This window comes from Streptomyces sp. NPDC054765, from assembly GCF_053612065.1.
In genome coordinates, this window is sequence record NZ_JBSHBP010000030.1 from 47093 (window position 1) to 62608 (window position 15516).

A 15516-nucleotide genomic window follows, 5' to 3' on the forward strand; every position below is an offset into this window, starting at 1 on the left:
GCCAGGTAGCGACCGCGGCCCGCCGTCCGACGGCGGCGGGCCGTGGGCTACTGCGCTACTGCGCGCGGGCCGTATGGACGGTCTGCACCGACAGCAGAAAGACATCGGGGCGACGCGTGATTCCGGCGGCGTCATCGGGGTCGGTGAGACGGGCGAGGGTGGTGAGGTCGTCCTCGTCGAGGCGGTCTCCGTAGATGCCGAGGCCGTGGGTCAGGGTGTCCTGGATGTACTCCCGCGCCTCGGCCGGCAACGGGGCCGGCAGGTCCAGCAGGAAACTGCGGGTGCACGGGGTGCGCAGACCGGCGTCGGCGAGAAAGGCTGGCCAGTCCTCGATGGCGTCGGCGGCGTCAGGCAGCGCCGTCCGCATCTCCGTGAACCACTCCTCACCGGCCGCGTCGAGCCGGGACTGCAGCCCCGGGCGGCCGATACCGATGTCCCGCGGCAGGTAGCGGGGGGCGAGGCCGCCCTCGGAGACGGCGAGCAGTCCGCCGGGGCGCAGATGACCGGCGAGGGCGGCGACCGCGGCACGCTGGTCACCGATGTGATGCAGGGTCTTGCTCGACCAGATGAGATCGGCGCCGCCGAGGGCGTCGAGCCCGTCGGGGAGTTCGGCGGGATGGGTATGGATCCGGTCGCCGAGGCCGAGGCGGCCGGCCCGGTCCCTGGCCCGCTCCAGGAGCGCCTCGGCCGCGTCCACCGCGACCACTTCGGCGGCGGGGAAGGCGCGGGCCAGCAGACAGCTGACGACGCCCGGTCCGCTGCCGATGTCGAGGACCCGGTGCACACCCGCGTCACCGGCAGCGGCGTAGCCGGTGAGCAGCTCACGCAGCCAGGCCGCGGCCTGTTCGTGGAGCGGTGTGTACAGCTCGGCGCCCCGTTCGAGGAGCGGGCCGAGCACCTCCCAGTCGATGTGGGCCCCGTCGTAGGGGCCGTGCCCGGGTCCGGGCCGTTCGTCGTTGCTCATGACATCGAGCCTCCGTGACGGGTCGTGCCGGTGCAATCGTCCTTGCCGTCCCGGCAACCCGGATTCCGGCGGAAGAAGGCGTCACCATAAGGTCGGGCACGTGGTTACTCCGGGATGGATGCCGCCGACGGATACCGAGCGGCGGCTGTGCGAAGCGACGGCGCGTGGTGACCAGGACGGTCAGATCGCGGCGATCGCCGGCGAGGATCTGTATTTGGCGGTACCGCAGCAGGGCCAGGACCCGCTGCCCGTCTACGACGACCCGGCGACGGGTGGTAAATGCATTCCCGTCCTGACCCGCGGCATGCTGCCGCCGTGGCAGTCACACCAGTTCTTCGACCGGGTCTCCCTGGAGGAGCTGGCGCAGGACTGGCCGCAGGACACCTGGCGGCTCGCGGTCAATCCCGGGACGCCGTGCGCCGCATACCTGGCCGCGTCCCCCGCGCACCGCGCCGCCTGGATGCAGTGGCGCGCCCAGGTCGGGGTGCGGCCCGGCGGGTTGCTCGTCACCCACTTCGGCGGCCCGCTGCACGGACCCGTAGCCCAGGGGCTGGCGTGCGGTGCGCCGATCGCGGTGCACCACAGCGTGCCGTGGAACGAGCTGGGTACGGCCTTCCTCGACCATGCCGAGGACGCGCAGACGCTGCGCGAACAGTGGTCGGTGACCGACCCCGCAAGCTGGCAGCAGCGTCTGGACCAGCTGCTCGGCGGGCAGTTCGTACCGGCGGAGACGGAGCAGGCACTGCGCGCGCGGGCCCGTGCCCGCAACGCCGGGGCCGCCGAGGGCACAGCGGGCACCGGGGACACAGCCGCCACCGTGGACACCACGGGAACGGCGGACACGTCGGACCCGGCGGACACAAAGCGTCCCGAGGAGGCCGCGGTCTCTCCGGACGCCGCGGACGGGCCGGCCGTCCCCGAGCTCGTGACCCGGTACGAGGAGCGGTTCCGTGCCGACGGGCTGCTGCCGGCGGACGGCCAGGTCGTGTCCCTCGTCGCGCTGGACCACGCGCATGCCGTCAGTCTCGTCCGCTGGGGCCTGGGCGCCCGGCTGTGCGCACCCCAGCAGGCCGAGCAGGCCGTGGCACAGGCAGGCGCGAAGGCCCGGGAGGTGTACGGCTCATGGGAGGAGTTCGCCGCGGGCTATGCGCTGGGCCGGATGCTGGCGTTCGACAACGGCTGGTTCGGGCCGCAGTACGCGAAGGCCACGCATCTCCACCGCGTCCTCACCCAGGACCCGTCCTCGCCGTGGCGCGGTCTGCGCTTCGTATGACGGCTGCCCGCCCTGCACGGGCGGCTCGCGGGGCGCGGGTTCGGTGTAGACGTAGGGCATGGACGTAGCGATCTGCCTGTTCAGCTCCGACCTCCGGCTGCACGATCAGCCGGTGCTGCATGCCGCGCTGCACTCCGCGGCGCAGGTGGTACCGCTGTTCGTCGTCGATACGGGGGTCGCCGGCGCCCGGTTCATGGTGCCCAACCGGGCGGCGTTCCTGGCCGGTGCGCTGGCGGATCTCGATGCGGGGCTGCGCGGTCGTGGCGGTCGGCTGGTCATCCGTACGGGGGATGTGGTCGCCGAGACCTGCCGGGTGGCGGCGGAGACCGGGGCCGGGGAGGTACATCTCGCGGCCGGGGTCAGCGGCTATGCGCTGCGCAGGGAACGGCGGCTGGGCGCCGAACTGGCGGCGGCGGGGCGTGCGCTGGTGGTACACGACGCGGTGATCACGGCGCTGCCGCCCGCCGCGGTACTGCCCTCCGGGCCGGACAAGGACCATTTCGCGGTCTTCACCCCGTACTTCCGGCGCTGGCAGGCCGCGGGGCTGCGGTCGGTACTGCCCGCGCCGCGGTCCGTACGGGTCCCGGCCGGGGTGCGGTCCGAGGACCTGCCGTCGGCGGAAGTCCTGTGTCCGGGCGGGAAGCCGTCGCCCGCGCTGCCGGCGGGCGGCGAGCGGGCCGGGCGCCGCCGGTTCGGGGCGTGGCAGCGCTCCGGTATGGCCGACTACCAGGACCGGCAGGACGATCTGCCGGGCGACGCCACCTCACGGCTCTCGCCGTATCTGCACTTCGGGTGCCTCTCGCCGGTGGAGCTGGTGCACACCGCGTCCGGCCGGCCGGACAGCGGCGCCGCGGCATTCGTACGGCAGCTGGCCTGGCGGGACTTTCATCACCAGGTGCTGGCGGCCCGTCCCGGCGCGGCGAGCGCCGACTACCGCACGAAGGACGACCGCTGGCGGTACGACGACGCCGAGGTGATGGCGTGGAAGGAGGGCCGCACCGGCTATCCGGTGGTCGATGCGGGGATGCGGCAGTTGCTGCACGAGGGGTGGCTGCACAACCGGGCCCGGATGCTGGTGGCGAGCTTTCTGACCAAGACGCTGTATGTGGACTGGCGGGTGGGCGCGCGGCACTTCCTGGATCTGCTGGTGGACGGCGATATGGCGAACAACCAGCTCAACTGGCAGTGGATGGCCGGGACCGGCACCGACACCCGCCCCAACCGGGTGCTGAATCCGCTCGTCCAGGCCAGGCGGTTCGACCCGCAGGGCGACTACGTACGGCGCTGGGTCCCGGAGCTGGCCGGCCTCACGGGCGCGGCGGTGCACCGGCCGTGGCAGCTGACCGGGCCGGAGCGTGCGGCGTACGACTATCCGGATCCCGAGGTGGACCTGGCGGACGGGCTGGTGCGGTTCAAGCGGGCGCGCGGGCTGGATCAGCCGGGGTCCCCGGGCAGGCGTGGCCGGGGTCCGCGGACGGGAGTAGCCGGGGTCCGCGGGCAGACGTAGCCGGGGTCCGCGGACGGCTGCCGTGTCGTGGGCGGCATCCGTGCCGGGAGATGATGCAGGACGGATACGACGGATGCGACGGAGAGGACGGATACGACATGGCCGGGAGCGGTATGCGCCGCGGGCTGGACCGGACGCTGCTGGACCGTGCACTCGGGGCGGCGGGGCCGGGGCAGCCGGCCACGCTGCCGACGTGGGCCCAGTGCCGTACCGCACTGCGCCGTACACCACTGTCGGTGTGGCACGACGATGTGACGGACTGGGCCGCGAGCCTGACGTACTACTCGGTGCTGGCGCTGCTGCCGTCGCTGATCGTCACGGTGTCGCTGATCGGTCTCGCCGATCCGGCGGCCACCGAGCAGTTCATCGACCAGATCAGTTCGATCGCTCCGGCCCAGTCGGGCCCGACTGTCCACCGCGCGCTGGTCAGCATGGCGCATCAGCGCACCGCCGCGTGGGTGGTGCTGGGCGGTGCCCTGGTCAGCGCGCTGTGGTCGTCCTGCAGCTATCTGGCGGTGTTCCGCCGCGCGCTGCACGCCATGAACCGCACCAAGGACGACCGGCCCCCGTGGCGCAAGGCACCGCGCATCCTCATGACGGCGCTGCTGCTGATGGCGCTGCTGATCAGCAGTGCGGTGGCGCTGCTGGTGAGCGGGCCGATCGCGACCGCGCTGGGCCGGGCCGTCGGGCTCGGCGAGGCGGGCGAGGCGACCTGGAATCTGCTGAAGTGGCCGCTGCTGCTGCTCCTGGCCACGGTGCTGGCGATGGTGCTGTTCCGCTCCGGGCCGCCCAGTTCCCGCGGCGTGCGAAGAGCGGCGCCCGGCGGAGTGGTCGCCGTGCTCCTCTGGCTGGTCTCGTCCGCCGGCTTCGCCCTCTACGCCTCGTACGTCGGCACTTTCAACCGGCTCTACGGGTCGCTCGCGGGACCGGTGGTGTTCCTGATCTGGCTGTGGTTCTCCCATCTGTCGCTGCTGTCCGGCGCCCAGTTCAATGTGGAGCTGGCACGCGCGGGGCGGGTGGTACGGCCGCGCTCGGGGAACTGAGACCGGCCCGGGGCGGGCCTTCGGGTCCCGGCAGCCGACGTCGGCACGGAGCAGGCCTGCACGCCCCGGCAGCGAGGAACCCTGCGGGGCAGGGGGCAGCCACGCTCCGACAGCCGCAGGTTCCCTGGATCAGCGGGCTCCGTGCCCCGGCGCGATCTCCTCGATCCGGTGGGCGAGGCCGAAGTCGAGATGGGTGATCCGGCCGCCGATGCTGTGGGTGTTGACCGAGACCGCAAGCCGGTTGTACCCCAGCGTCAGATCGGCGTGATGGCCCAACTCCTCCTGGATCTGCGCAATATGGATGACCATGGCGGCGGCCGGGAAGTGCCCGTGGAAGGCGTAGCCACGGCACAGCAGCCCGCCCTCGACGGACCAGCCGGGCAGCTCCGCGAGGCGGTCCTCGATCTCCTTGAAGCTGAGCGGTTCCAGCTGAGCATTCATGGCGTTCGCCTCATCCCCGTGTGCCGGCTGCCGAAGAGCCGGTTCCCGATACGCATGGATGTGCAGGGCCATCCGGCCGGTCGCCCACTGCCGCGACGGCCGCAACAATTCCAGCGTGGCACGCCGACGGCACTTTCGCGCACTCACGGCACACGCCCCTCCCGTACGCCCCACCGGCACCGGCCCTCGACTACCGTCCCTCCCATGACAACTGCTGCGGCGTCCTCGCCGGAGACGACCACGGGCGTGGGCTCCCTGCTGCGCGAATGGCGCGACCGGCGCCGGATCAGCCAGCTGGAACTGGCCCTGCGCGCCGACTCCTCCGCCCGGCACATCAGCTTCATCGAGACCGGCCGCTCCCGCCCCAGCCAGGAGATGGTGCTCCGCCTCGCCGAGCACCTGGACGTCCCCGTACGGGAGCGCAACGCCCTGCTGATCGCGGCGGGCTACGCCCCGACCTTCCCGGAGACACCGCTCGACGACCCGTCGATGGCCGCCCTGCGCTCCGGCATGGAACGCCTCCTGACCGGCTACGAGCCCTTCCCCGCCCTGGTGGTCGACGGGACCTATCACGTACAGGCGGCGAACCGCGGCATCACCATGCTCCTGGAAGGCATCGACCCCGCCCTCCTGCGGCCCCCGCTGAACGCCATGCGCCTCACCATGCACCCCAACGGACTCGCCCCCCGCATCCGCAACTACCTCGAATGGCGCGGCCACCTTCTCGCCCAGATGGAACGCCAGTTGGCCCTGATGCGCTCCTCGCCACTGCGGGCGCTCTACGACGAGGTGAGCGCCTACCCCCTGCCCCCGGGCGGCCGCGAGACGGCAGCCTTCGGCGAACACGCTCCCTTTGCCCTGCCCATGATGATCGAACACCGCAACACCGTGCTCTCCTTCATCTCGACCATCGCCACGTTCAACACCCCGATGGACGTGACCGTCTCCGAGCTGGCGGTGGAGACCTTCCTGCCGGCCGACCCGGAGACGGTCGCGTATCTGCGGGAGGTGGGGCGGTAGCGGGCGGCCGCCGCCGGGCCGTGTGCCGGTACCGGTTCACGGGCCGGAGTGCGCCGGCCCGTGAACCGAGGGCTTCACCTTGCCGGGGAGTGGGGTGGGGGTCGATTACGCGCGAGGTAATGGATGGAGTATCCGCTCAGCTGCGCCCCGAGCTCGACGGCGCACTCACCCGCCGCAGTACCCTTGTCGCCGCCCGGCAGCTCCGCCTGATCGGCCGTCATGGCCGTATCGCCATCCCGGCGCCGGCAGCATCACAGTTGTTGACGGGCCGACGAGGCCCCGAGGGCCGAGCCTTGCCGGCAGCCGGGCGAACTCCTCGCATACCGGGCCTAGTTGGCCGGGACCGTACGCGGCCCCGTGTGCCACGCACCGAAGTCCCCTGGGTGGACCGATGCCCCCTCGTGCCGAAATGGAGAGGGGGCGTGGTGTGGACGGTGTGGGCGTGGTGTCGTGCCCCTGGTGGGGTCAGGACAAGGCAGCGGTGAGGGAGATGGTGGTGCCTGCGAGGGCTTGGCTCACGGGGCAGTTGACCTTGGCGTCCTCGGCTGCGGACCGGAAGGCGGCCTCGTCGATGCCGGGCACCTTGCCCTCCACCGTGAGATGGATTCCGGTGATGCCGGTGCCGGGCTGGAAGGTGACCGCGGCCTTTGTCGTGAGGAGTGTGGGCGGGTTGCCTGCCCCGGTGAGGGTGTGTGCCAGGGCCATGGAGAAGCAGCTGGAGTGGGCGGCGGCGATCAGCTCCTCGGGGCTGGTCTTTCCGTTGGGGTCCTCGGCGCGGGAAGCCCAGGTCACGGGGAAGTGGCCGACTCCCGAGGAGTCGAGCGTGACCTCCCCCAGGCCCTTGATCAGTTCGCCTTCCCATTCGGTGTGAGCGTTGCGTGTAGTGGCCACGGTGAATCCTTCCTGTGTACGGATGACGTCCTGTGCCGGGATGACGTTCTTGTCCGCCGATGACGTCCTGCGCACCGATGACGCCCTGTGTGCGGATGACGCCCTGCGTACCGATGACGTCGGCTCACCGATCGTCCGCCCTGGGGCGGTCTGCCCGGGTTTCCGACGCGCCGTACCGGACGACTCGGCGGTCCGTCCGTACGCGAGAGGTGTCGCCGGACCAGGCCGATCGTGGTCATTGCCGGTCCGCTGATCGGGAACGTTGCGGAGAACGCGGGGCGGCCTAGCCTTGGAGGTATTGCCACGCTTGCCCCGGCACCATGCCGCTGGGCGGCATCCGGCGGCGACTGCGGCAACCCGCGCCGGCCCGTGTCGAGCGGGTGGCCAGGAGCAACGCCGACGAGAGGACAGCCATGAGCACCTCGACCCCCGACGAAAACTCGCCCCCGACCGAGGAGGCTGCCGGCGAGCCGAGCCGGTCCGCAGCGGAGGCGGCGGATACCCAGGCCGCCCTGATCGAGCTCGCGGCCGGCATGGCTCTGCTGCCGCAGGCTCCGCCGGCCGAGGGCGAGGAGGAGCGTCCCGAGGGTGCCATCTCCCTGCCGGTGATCGAACAGGACGGCAACCGGTACGTCCCCGTCTTCACGACCGAGGATGCGCTGCTGGCGGCCGGGGGCGACCTGGCGACCGTGTTCCGCATCCCCGTCGTCGACCTGGCCGCGAACTGGCCGGCGGACGACCTGTGGCTGGCGGTCAACCCGTCCAGCGAGGCAGGCCTCGCGCTGCCTCCCGACCTCGTGCGGGCGCTGCCCGCCTTCAGCCGGCACGGGGGCCCGGCACCCGGCTCAGGTAGCGGTAACCCCCCGCCCAGGTAGCGGTAACCCCCCGCCCGGTCCGGGGGTGGACCGGCTGTCGGGGCGTGCGCCGGGCCAGAAGACTCGCGGTATGACGACGAGTCTTGAGACTTCTTGCCCGCCCGCCGGTCCGGCGGCGGCCTCCGGCAGTGACTTTGCGCGGTTGTCGCGACGCATCGCGGCGGCCGGGCTGATGAAACGGCGGCCCGGGTACTACGTGGTGCGGCTGTCGGCCGTGAGTGCGGCGTTCGCCGGGGGCTGGGTGATGTTCTTTGCCCTGGGCGACAGTTGGTGGCAGCTGGCCGTGGCCGTGTTCCTGGCCTTTGTCTTCGGGCAGGTGGCGCTGGTCACCCACGATGTGGCGCATCTGCAGGTGTTCCGCCGGCGTCGGCCCAGTGGGGTCGGTGGGCGGCTGTTCGGCAACCTGGGGGTGGGGATGTCGTACGGCTGGTGGATGGACAAGCACACCCGGCATCACGCCAACCCCAACCACGAGGAACTGGACCCGGATGTCGCGCCGGACATCCTGGTGTGGTCGCAGGACCAGGCACGGGCCGCCACGGGGCTGCCCCGCTTCATCGGCCGTTATCAGGCGCAGTTGTTCTTCCCGTTGCTGACGCTGGAGGGGTTCAATCTGCGGGTGTCGGGCATCCGGGCGCTGCGGTCGCCCACCATGAAGCACTGGGGCAGCGAGGCGGCGCTGCTGCTGACGCATATCGGCCTGTATCTCGCCGCGCTGTTCCTGGTGCTGTCACCCGGTAAGGCGCTGGCCTTCCTCCTCGTCCACCAGGCCGTCTTCGGCGTCTACTTGGGGTGCACCTTTGCGCCCAACCACAAGGGGATGCCAACGCTGACCGGCGACGCGCGGCCGGACTTCCTGCGCCGTCAGGTGCTGACCTCGCGCAATGTCCGGGGTGGCGCGGTGACCGACTTCCTGCTCGGCGGGCTGAACTACCAGATCGAGCACCACCTTTTCCCCAGCATGCCGACGCCGCATCTGCGCCGTGCGCAGGTGATCGTGCGGGGGTACTGCGCCGAGATCGGTGTCCCGTATCACGAGACGGGGCTGATCAGGTCGTACGCGGAGGCGCTGCGGCACTTGCGGCGGGTGGGAGAACCGCTTCGTGGTCCGCAGGCGTAGGCAGGCCCGCGGGCGTAGGCAGGTCCGCAGGCGTAGGCAGGTCCGTGGCAGCCGCCGGCTCCGCCTGCCGCGCCGTACGCCGGGCCGCCATGAAGGCGTAGACGAGGATGCCGGCGAACAGGAACAGCACGCCCTGGTAGATCGCGGCGTAGCCGGCGCCCGCGACGAGCCAGAAGGTGAAGCCGAAGGCGGTCAGGGCGAGGGTCAGATCGCGGGCGAAGCGGGCGGGGCGGACCTTGTCGCGGCGGCCGGAGAGCAGGAAGTAGACCTGGGCGCCGGCGGCGAGGAGGTAGGGAACGGTCGCCGAGAAGGTGGTGATCAGTACCAGGATCTGGAAGACGCCGCCGGCACCGGTGAGGTAGTTGATCACCGTCAGGGCGCTGGCCAGCACACTGGCGGCCAGGACGCCGAAGGTCGGTACGCCGCGCCGCTTGGTCAGGAAGGGCGCGGGGAACAGCCCGTCCTTGGCGGCGGCGTACGGGGACTGGGCGCTCATCAGGGTCCAGCCGTTGAGGGCGCCGATGATCGAGACGACGGCGGCGAGAGCGACGACCGTGCCGCCCCAGTGCCCGCCGAACATCGCGTTCACCGCGTCGGAGAACGGCGCCTGGGACTTCACCAGCTTGTCGTGGGCGACGGTGCCGAAGACGGCGACGGTGCCCAGAAGGTAGACCACGGCCGAGCCGATGGTGCCGAGGACGGTGGCCCGGCCGACGTTCCGCTCCGGGTCGCGGACCTCGCCCGCGCTCATCGCGGCGGACTCCACACCGACGTAGGAGTAGAGGAGGATCGCGGCGGCCGCGGACATCCCGCCGAGCGCGCTGCCGCCGCCTTCGTGGAACGAGCCGAGGTTGGCCGGGTCGAAGAAGAACAGGCCGACGACGGCGATGAAGAGGAGCGGGATGAACTTGAGGACGGTGGAGACCGTCTGGACCAGGCCGATGTAGCGGGTGCCGGCGAAGTTGGCGAGGGCCGGCAGCCAGAGCGCACCGAGGGCGATCGCGAGGTCGGTGCCGGCGGAGGGGTGGCCGGGGAGCAGGACATGGACGTAGCCGACGATGGCGACCGCGAGCGCCGCGTTGCTGACCCAGGTCATGGTCCAGTACGACCAGGCGGAGAGGAAACCGGCGAAGTCGCCGAACGCCTCGCGCGCGTAGACGTAGGGGCCGCCGGTGTCCGGGTGGCGCTCGGCGAGCCGTCCGAAGACCAGGGCGAGGGCGACCGCGCCGATGGTCAGTACGCCGAAGGCGACCAGGCTGACGGTGCCGAACGGGGCCACCGAGGCCGGCAGCAGAAAGATGCCGCCACCGATGATGTTGCCCATCACCAGGCAGGTGGCGGTTCCCAGTCCGAAGCGGCGGGTGTGCCGGTCGTTCATGGCGTGGTGGGCCTCTCGTCGTGCGCTGTGCACCCGGGGTTACCGAGCACTGCACATGGTCGGCGATCGGCGGCGTCCGCCAAAATCAGCGGGTTTTGTCCTGTGGAGCGGGGTGGGGGGAGGGAAAACCTCCGGCCGGGGACTCCTCGCGCCGGAGTTCGTCCGCATCCTGCCCGACGGCGGCTGCGGGCCGTCGGACTCCCCGGCCGACGGCACTGCCCCGGGCGGCACTGTCCCGGCGCCGGTCAGCGGCTCGTCGTCGGGGGCGGTGTTCCGCCGTACCCGGGGCGCGGCGGCTTCGGGGGAGGCGGCGGGCGCGGGCGGCGGACCGTCAGCCGTCCGCGGACGTCGTGAGTCCGGCCAGCGCACGCGACAGGGCGGTCAACGCCTCGGTGAGGTGCGGGAGTTCCAGCGGGTCCGGCGCGGCCAGGGCGCGTTGCCACAGCTCGCGGCCGGCGCCGAGCAGCGCTTCGGCACCGAGGCGTACCCGCAGGGCGCCCGGCGCGTCGCCGAAGCGGTGTCCGCCGCGTGCCCCCCAGGGCGCCAGCTTCCGCTCCAGCGCGCGGGAGTCCATGATCCCGCGGGCCGCCAGCGGCCGGCGCAGCGGTTCGAGGTCGGCGTAGAGATGACTGCCGGAGTGCGGCGGGCGGCAGACGGCGCCGGTCTCGGTGACGGTGTGGTGGAGCGCCGCGGCGAGCGTGCCGTACAGGTGGGCGGCGGCGGCCGTCCTGGCGCGGACCTCCGCGGGCTCGCCGAGCGCATGGGTGACGGCGCAGCCGACCGGCCCGGGGAGCGGTGCGGGGACCGCGGTGAGCATGTCGAGCGCGGCGGCCCTCAGGGCGGCTCCGCGGCCGGTGCCGGGGAAGCGGGCCAGCGCGGCCGGCCAGGCGGCCGGCACCAGCGTGGCCCGCAGATCGGTGAGCACCACGACCTCGCCGGGCAGCATCTCGGCGGGGCTGAGCACCACGGTGTCATGCGGATCGTGCAGCAGATCGCGGCGCGTCTCGTCGCTGATGATCCACAGCCCTGCTTCCGCCGCTGCCTCGCAGACCTCGTGGAGCTGTTCCGGCGCGGGGCAGGTGCCGGTCGGATCGTCGGCGACGGACAGCACCAAAGCGCGCGGGCGCTCGCCGTGCATCCGGGCCCGGCGGACGGTCTCCAGCAGGGCGAACGGGTCGGGCACCCCTCCCGATTCCGCCGGTACGGGCGCGAGATGCACCGGCCGCCCGAGCAGCCGGGCAGGGGGTGCGTACCACGCGGAGCAGGGCCGCGGGAGCACCACCGCCCCGTCGGCGGCGGCGTACAGCGCGAGGAGCAGGGCCGGCGCCCCGGGGGCGGCGAGGACCCGGTCGGGGGTGGTGACCAGGCCACGGCGTTCCCAGTAGCCGCAGGCGGCGGTGCGCAGCGGTGCGCCGCCGCCGGGGGGCTCGGCCTCGGTGCGGTCGGCGGCCGCGGCGAGGTGCGCGGCCAGTTCCGGGAGGACCGGCAGGCCCACCGGCGGATCCGGGTCCGGCTCCCGCTGCGGATCCGGGGCGGTCCGCTGCATCCGTACCTCCACTCCAGACGGCGGGTCGATCGTGGGCCCCGCACCTCACGGTCGGCCCCGTCCACCTTGGCAGACGGCGGGGGTGGCGGCGGGGCGACACGTCAGCGGAGGGTGGGGCCGGTATCACGGGCGCCGGGCCGGGGCTACGGGGGCCTCGTAGCGATGCACCGTCACCACCTCGCCGGCGCCCCACTCCTGCCGCTCGGTGGCGCGGCGGGTCCAGCCGAGCCGCTCGTAGAGGGCGAGGGCCGCGGTGTCGGTGGCCTTCACCTCCAGTACGGGACGCAGTCCGCGGACCGCCGCCTCCGCCTCGGCCGTGTGCAGCAGCTGTCCGCCGAGGCCGGCGCCGCGTGCGGCGGGGGCGACACACAGCCGGCTGACCTCCGGTCCGCACAGTGCCGCATGGCCGACGACCGTGCCGTGGGCCTCGGCGACCCAGGCGGCGGTCAGTCCGTCGGGGGTCAGCCAGCGCGCCGGATCGTCCGGCCAGTGGTGCGGATAGCCGCTGTGCGTGTGTACCTCCGCCAGCAGTGCCACGCAGGCGTTGAGGTCGGTGTCGCGCCGTTTCCTGATCATCCGGACAGCGAAGCACGGACGGCCGGGGTCCGGCAGCCCGGTATCCGTCCGGCGGGCCGTCCCTTCGGCGCGGAGGCCCGTCCCGGCTCGTTCCTGCCTGTTACGGCCCCGGTGGGGTACAAGGTGGCGCATGCGATCGCTACTGACCCATCTCGACCGGCGGACCTTCCATCTGATCGCCTCGCGCGAATGGCCGGGCGCGCAACGGGTGCTGCCCCGGCTGACCCGTAGCGCCAACCACGGGCTGCTGTGGTTCGGCCTCGCGGCCGGCGCGGCCGCGCTGGGCGGCCGGCCGGTGCGCCGGGCCGCGCTGCGCGGGGTGGCTTCGCTGGCCGTGGCCTCGGCGACGGTGAATACGCTCGGCAAGCGCTCGGTGCGACGCGAGCGGCCCCTGCTGGACGCGGTGCCGGTCATACGGCAGCTACGGCGTCAGCCCGTCACCTCGTCCTTCCCGTCCGGGCATGCGGCCTCGGCGGTGGCCTTCGCGACCGGTGTGGCCTTCGAGAACAAGTGGTGGGGTCTGGCGCTGGCGCCGGTCGCCGCGTCGGTGGCGTTCTCGCGCGTCTATACGGGGGTGCACTATCCGGGTGATGTGCTGGCGGGTGCCGTGCTGGGGGCGGGTGCGGCGTACGCGGTCCGGGGTTTCGCGCCGACCCGCGCCCAGCTGGCGCCGCCCGCCAGACCGCGCGCCGAGGCGCCGGCGCTGCCGGGCGGCCAGGGTCTGGTCGTGGTGGCGAACCAGGGCTCGGGGCAGCGCACGGGCCCGCTCCCGGACCGGGCCGGGGAGGTGCACGGGGTGCTGCCGCAGGCCGAGGTGACGGTGTGCGGCGGGCCGGACGGGGAGCCGCTGGACAAGGCCCTCGAAGATGCCGCCGAGCGGGCCAGAACACTGGGCGGTGCGCTGGGGGTGCTCGGCGGGGACGGCACCGTCAATGCCGCGGCACAGGTCGCGCTGCGGCACGGGCTGCCGCTCGCGGTGCTGCCCGGCGGCACCCTGAACCACTTCGCGTACGACCTGGGGATCGAGACCTACGGAGCGGCGGCGCGCGCCGTGGAGACCGGTGAGGCCGTCTCGGTGGATATGGCGCGCTTCCGGGCCGGGCCGCATCCGGAGGCACGGCACTTCCTCAACACCTTCTCGATCGGCGCGTACCCGGAGCTGGTGCGGATCCGCGAGCGGTGGGCGGGGAAGATCGGCGCCTGGCCCGCCGGGGTGCTCGCGGCCTGGCAGGTGCTGCGCACCGCCGAGCCGCTGACCCTCACGGTCAATGGCGAGCGGCGCGCCGTGTGGCTGCTGTTCGTCGGCAACTGCCAGTACCGGGGGCTCGGGTTCGCGCCGGTGCGCCGGCACGACCTCGCGGACGGGGTGCTCGATGTGCGGGTGGTGCACGGCGGCCGGCTGGCCCGTACCCGGCTGCTCGCCGCGGCCCTGATGGGTACCCCGCGCAGCTCTCCGGTGCTCGGTGAGGCGCGTTTGTCCCGGCTGCGGATCGGGGGGCTCCCGGAGGGGACGACACTGGCGTTCGACGGTGAAGTGGTCCCGGCCCCGGCCGAGTTGACGCTGGACAAGCAGAACGAGGCGCTGACGGTCTACCGCCTGCTGCCCAAATGATGAGACCCCTCTCTCATGATGCGAGATAGCGGCGTACGGTGTGGTCACCACGCCGAAGGGCGGCCGCACCACGGCTGGTGCGGCCGCCCGAGTGGTGGCCGGGACGCCGTCGCACGCCCCGGCCACCGCTCCGAAGCTTGCGAAGGAGCCGACCGTGCCGCAGGAATCCGCCGTCTACACCCACGGCCACCACGAGTCCGTACTGCGCTCTCACACCTGGCGCACCGCTGCCAACTCGGCCGGCTATCTGCTGGGTTCACTGCGGCCGCACATGCAGATCCTGGATGTCGGCTGCGGCCCCGGCACCATCACCGCCGACCTGGCCGCGCTGGTGCCCGACGGGCAGGTCACCGGCCTGGAGCACGCCCCGGACGTCCTGCGGCAGGCGCGTGCCACCGCCGCCGGGCGGGGCCTGGAGAACGTCCGCTTCGCGGTCGGAGACGTCCACGCGCTGGACTACCCCGATGACACCTTCTGCGTGGTGCACGCCCATCAGGTGCTGCAGCACGTGGGCGATCCCGTCCAGGCACTGCGCGAGATGCGCCGGGTCACCAGGCCCGGCGGGATCGTCGCCGTCCGGGATTCGGACTACTCGGCCATGACCTGGTATCCGGAGGTCGACGGGATGGCCGACTGGCTGCGGCTGTATCTGCGGGTGGCACGCGCCAACGGGGGCGAGCCGGACGCCGGGCGCCGGCTGCACGCCTGGGCGCGGCAGGCCGGTTTCGCCCCGGAGGCGATCACCGCCACCGCCGGCACCTGGTGCTATCGCACCCCGCAGGAGCGCGCCTGGTGGAGCGGACTGTGGGCGGACCGTACGGTCAGCTCCTCCTACGCCCGGATCGCGGTGGAGGGCGGGCACGCCACGACGGCGGAGCTGGACCGGATCGCCGAGGCCTGGCGGGCGTGGGGCGCCGAGGAGGACGGCTGGTTCGGCATCCTGCACGGCGAGATCCTGTGCCGCGTGTGACGGCCGGGGCGCCGTCCCGCCGGCCCCCGGAGGCGGACGGCCGCCCTTCTCTCCCCCTGACGGCCCAGTCACACCCCCCTTCCGGCAGATAAATCCTATTAATCCCGATATGGATGGGGCGTGACCCGACAACAACGCCTCACCGCGATAGCCGCGCTGACCCTCCTGGCGGGGGGGGGGGGGGCCCCCCCCCCCCCCCGCCCCGGCCGGCCCCCCCCCCCCCAACCCCCCCCCCCCCCAACCCCAAAGGGGATGGGGGGGGGAGGGCCGGGCCGGGGGGGGGGGGGGGGGACCCGTGGG

General features: G+C 72.9%; 14 protein-coding genes. 8 read left to right on the forward strand and 6 right to left on the reverse strand.

What is annotated here, in order from left to right; all coding sequences use genetic code 11:
- Nucleotides 1-55 precede the first annotated feature (55 nt).
- Complete coding sequence (locus ACWGJY_RS20170) at nucleotides 56-964, reverse strand: class I SAM-dependent methyltransferase (RefSeq protein WP_453262176.1); 909 nt, start codon at nucleotides 962-964, stop codon at nucleotides 56-58.
- Between the two features lie 118 nt (nucleotides 965-1082).
- On the opposite strand from ACWGJY_RS20170, the gene ACWGJY_RS20175 reads away from it, so the two are divergent.
- From ACWGJY_RS20175 to ACWGJY_RS20185, 3 genes are all read left to right on the forward strand, one after another.
- Nucleotides 1083-2237 carry a DUF1266 domain-containing protein gene (locus tag ACWGJY_RS20175; protein WP_453262177.1) on the forward strand — a complete coding sequence of 385 codons (1155 nt, stop codon included), beginning with the start codon at nucleotides 1083-1085 and terminating at the stop codon, nucleotides 2235-2237.
- A gap of 58 nt (nucleotides 2238-2295) precedes the next feature.
- A complete protein-coding gene (locus tag ACWGJY_RS20180) occupies nucleotides 2296-3744 on the forward strand; it encodes a cryptochrome/photolyase family protein (RefSeq protein ID WP_453262178.1) in 1449 nt (482 codons plus the stop codon).
- Between the two features lie 98 nt (nucleotides 3745-3842).
- Nucleotides 3843-4787 carry a YihY/virulence factor BrkB family protein gene (locus tag ACWGJY_RS20185; RefSeq protein WP_453262215.1) on the forward strand — a complete coding sequence of 315 codons (945 nt, stop codon included), beginning with the start codon at nucleotides 3843-3845 and terminating at the stop codon, nucleotides 4785-4787.
- A gap of 129 nt (nucleotides 4788-4916) precedes the next feature.
- On the opposite strand, the gene ACWGJY_RS20190 is transcribed toward ACWGJY_RS20185, so the two are convergent.
- Complete coding sequence (locus ACWGJY_RS20190; RefSeq protein WP_453262179.1) at nucleotides 4917-5228, reverse strand: 4a-hydroxytetrahydrobiopterin dehydratase; 312 nt, start codon at nucleotides 5226-5228, stop codon at nucleotides 4917-4919.
- A gap of 204 nt (nucleotides 5229-5432) precedes the next feature.
- On the opposite strand from ACWGJY_RS20190, the gene ACWGJY_RS20195 reads away from it, so the two are divergent.
- Nucleotides 5433-6248 (forward strand): helix-turn-helix domain-containing protein, encoded by an 816-nt coding sequence (locus ACWGJY_RS20195; RefSeq protein ID WP_453262180.1) that lies wholly within the window; start codon nucleotides 5433-5435, stop codon nucleotides 6246-6248.
- A 465-nt stretch (nucleotides 6249-6713) separates the two neighbouring features.
- Here ACWGJY_RS20195 and ACWGJY_RS20200 read toward each other — a convergent pair whose 3' ends face one another.
- A complete protein-coding gene (locus tag ACWGJY_RS20200) occupies nucleotides 6714-7139 on the reverse strand; it encodes an OsmC family peroxiredoxin (RefSeq protein WP_453262216.1) in 426 nt (141 codons plus the stop codon).
- A 413-nt stretch (nucleotides 7140-7552) separates the two neighbouring features.
- On the opposite strand from ACWGJY_RS20200, the gene ACWGJY_RS20205 reads away from it, so the two are divergent.
- Together ACWGJY_RS20205 and ACWGJY_RS20210 are read left to right on the forward strand one after the other, a co-directional pair.
- Entirely contained in the window at nucleotides 7553-8014 is a 462-nt protein-coding gene (locus ACWGJY_RS20205) for an SseB family protein (protein ID WP_453262181.1), read from the forward strand.
- Nucleotides 8015-8084: 70 nt separating this feature from the next.
- The gene (locus tag ACWGJY_RS20210) at nucleotides 8085-9134 is read left to right on the forward strand and encodes a fatty acid desaturase family protein (protein ID WP_453262182.1); all 1050 of its coding nucleotides are present in this window, start codon (nucleotides 8085-8087) and stop codon (nucleotides 9132-9134) included.
- Here the strand turns inward: ACWGJY_RS20210 and ACWGJY_RS20215 are convergent.
- The 3 genes from ACWGJY_RS20215 to ACWGJY_RS20225 form a co-directional block, all read right to left on the reverse strand.
- A complete protein-coding gene (locus ACWGJY_RS20215) occupies nucleotides 9064-10512 on the reverse strand; it encodes an amino acid permease (RefSeq protein ID WP_453262183.1) in 1449 nt (482 codons plus the stop codon). The two genes, ACWGJY_RS20210 and ACWGJY_RS20215, sit on opposite strands and share 71 nt — an antisense overlap.
- A gap of 331 nt (nucleotides 10513-10843) precedes the next feature.
- Entirely contained in the window at nucleotides 10844-12058 is a 1215-nt protein-coding gene (locus ACWGJY_RS20220; RefSeq protein WP_453262184.1) for an aminotransferase class I/II-fold pyridoxal phosphate-dependent enzyme, read from the reverse strand.
- 123 nt (nucleotides 12059-12181) lie between these two features.
- Complete coding sequence (locus ACWGJY_RS20225) at nucleotides 12182-12634, reverse strand: GNAT family N-acetyltransferase (RefSeq protein WP_453262185.1); 453 nt, start codon at nucleotides 12632-12634, stop codon at nucleotides 12182-12184.
- A 130-nt stretch (nucleotides 12635-12764) separates the two neighbouring features.
- On the opposite strand from ACWGJY_RS20225, the gene ACWGJY_RS20230 reads away from it, so the two are divergent.
- Both ACWGJY_RS20230 and ACWGJY_RS20235 read left to right on the forward strand, forming a co-directional pair.
- The gene (locus tag ACWGJY_RS20230) at nucleotides 12765-14246 is read left to right on the forward strand and encodes a phosphatase PAP2 family protein (RefSeq protein ID WP_453262186.1); all 1482 of its coding nucleotides are present in this window, start codon (nucleotides 12765-12767) and stop codon (nucleotides 14244-14246) included.
- A gap of 154 nt (nucleotides 14247-14400) precedes the next feature.
- On the forward strand, nucleotides 14401-15216 hold the full coding sequence (locus ACWGJY_RS20235; RefSeq protein ID WP_453262187.1) for a class I SAM-dependent methyltransferase: 816 nt from the start codon (nucleotides 14401-14403) through the stop codon (nucleotides 15214-15216).
- Nucleotides 15217-15516 lie beyond the last annotated feature (300 nt).

Bases quoted from the DNA above. Each gene is read 5' to 3' on its own strand.
- ACWGJY_RS20195 (WP_453262180.1), top strand. From the start codon at position 5,433: ATGACAACTGCTGCGGCGTCCTCGCCGGAGACGACCACGGGCGTGGGC.
- ACWGJY_RS20230 (WP_453262186.1), top strand. From the start codon at position 12,765: ATGCGATCGCTACTGACCCATCTCGACCGGCGGACCTTCCATCTGATC.
- ACWGJY_RS20215 (WP_453262183.1), bottom strand. From the start codon at position 10,512: ATGAACGACCGGCACACCCGCCGCTTCGGACTGGGAACCGCCACCTGC.
- ACWGJY_RS20220 (WP_453262184.1), bottom strand. From the start codon at position 12,058: ATGCAGCGGACCGCCCCGGATCCGCAGCGGGAGCCGGACCCGGATCCG.
- ACWGJY_RS20180 (WP_453262178.1), top strand. From the start codon at position 2,296: ATGGACGTAGCGATCTGCCTGTTCAGCTCCGACCTCCGGCTGCACGAT.
- ACWGJY_RS20175 (WP_453262177.1), top strand. From the start codon at position 1,083: ATGCCGCCGACGGATACCGAGCGGCGGCTGTGCGAAGCGACGGCGCGT.
- ACWGJY_RS20190 (WP_453262179.1), bottom strand. From the start codon at position 5,228: ATGAATGCTCAGCTGGAACCGCTCAGCTTCAAGGAGATCGAGGACCGC.
- ACWGJY_RS20170 (WP_453262176.1), bottom strand. From the start codon at position 964: ATGAGCAACGACGAACGGCCCGGACCCGGGCACGGCCCCTACGACGGG.
- ACWGJY_RS20225 (WP_453262185.1), bottom strand. From the start codon at position 12,634: ATGATCAGGAAACGGCGCGACACCGACCTCAACGCCTGCGTGGCACTG.
- ACWGJY_RS20205 (WP_453262181.1), top strand. From the start codon at position 7,553: ATGAGCACCTCGACCCCCGACGAAAACTCGCCCCCGACCGAGGAGGCT.
- ACWGJY_RS20210 (WP_453262182.1), top strand. From the start codon at position 8,085: ATGACGACGAGTCTTGAGACTTCTTGCCCGCCCGCCGGTCCGGCGGCG.
- ACWGJY_RS20185 (WP_453262215.1), top strand. From the start codon at position 3,843: ATGGCCGGGAGCGGTATGCGCCGCGGGCTGGACCGGACGCTGCTGGAC.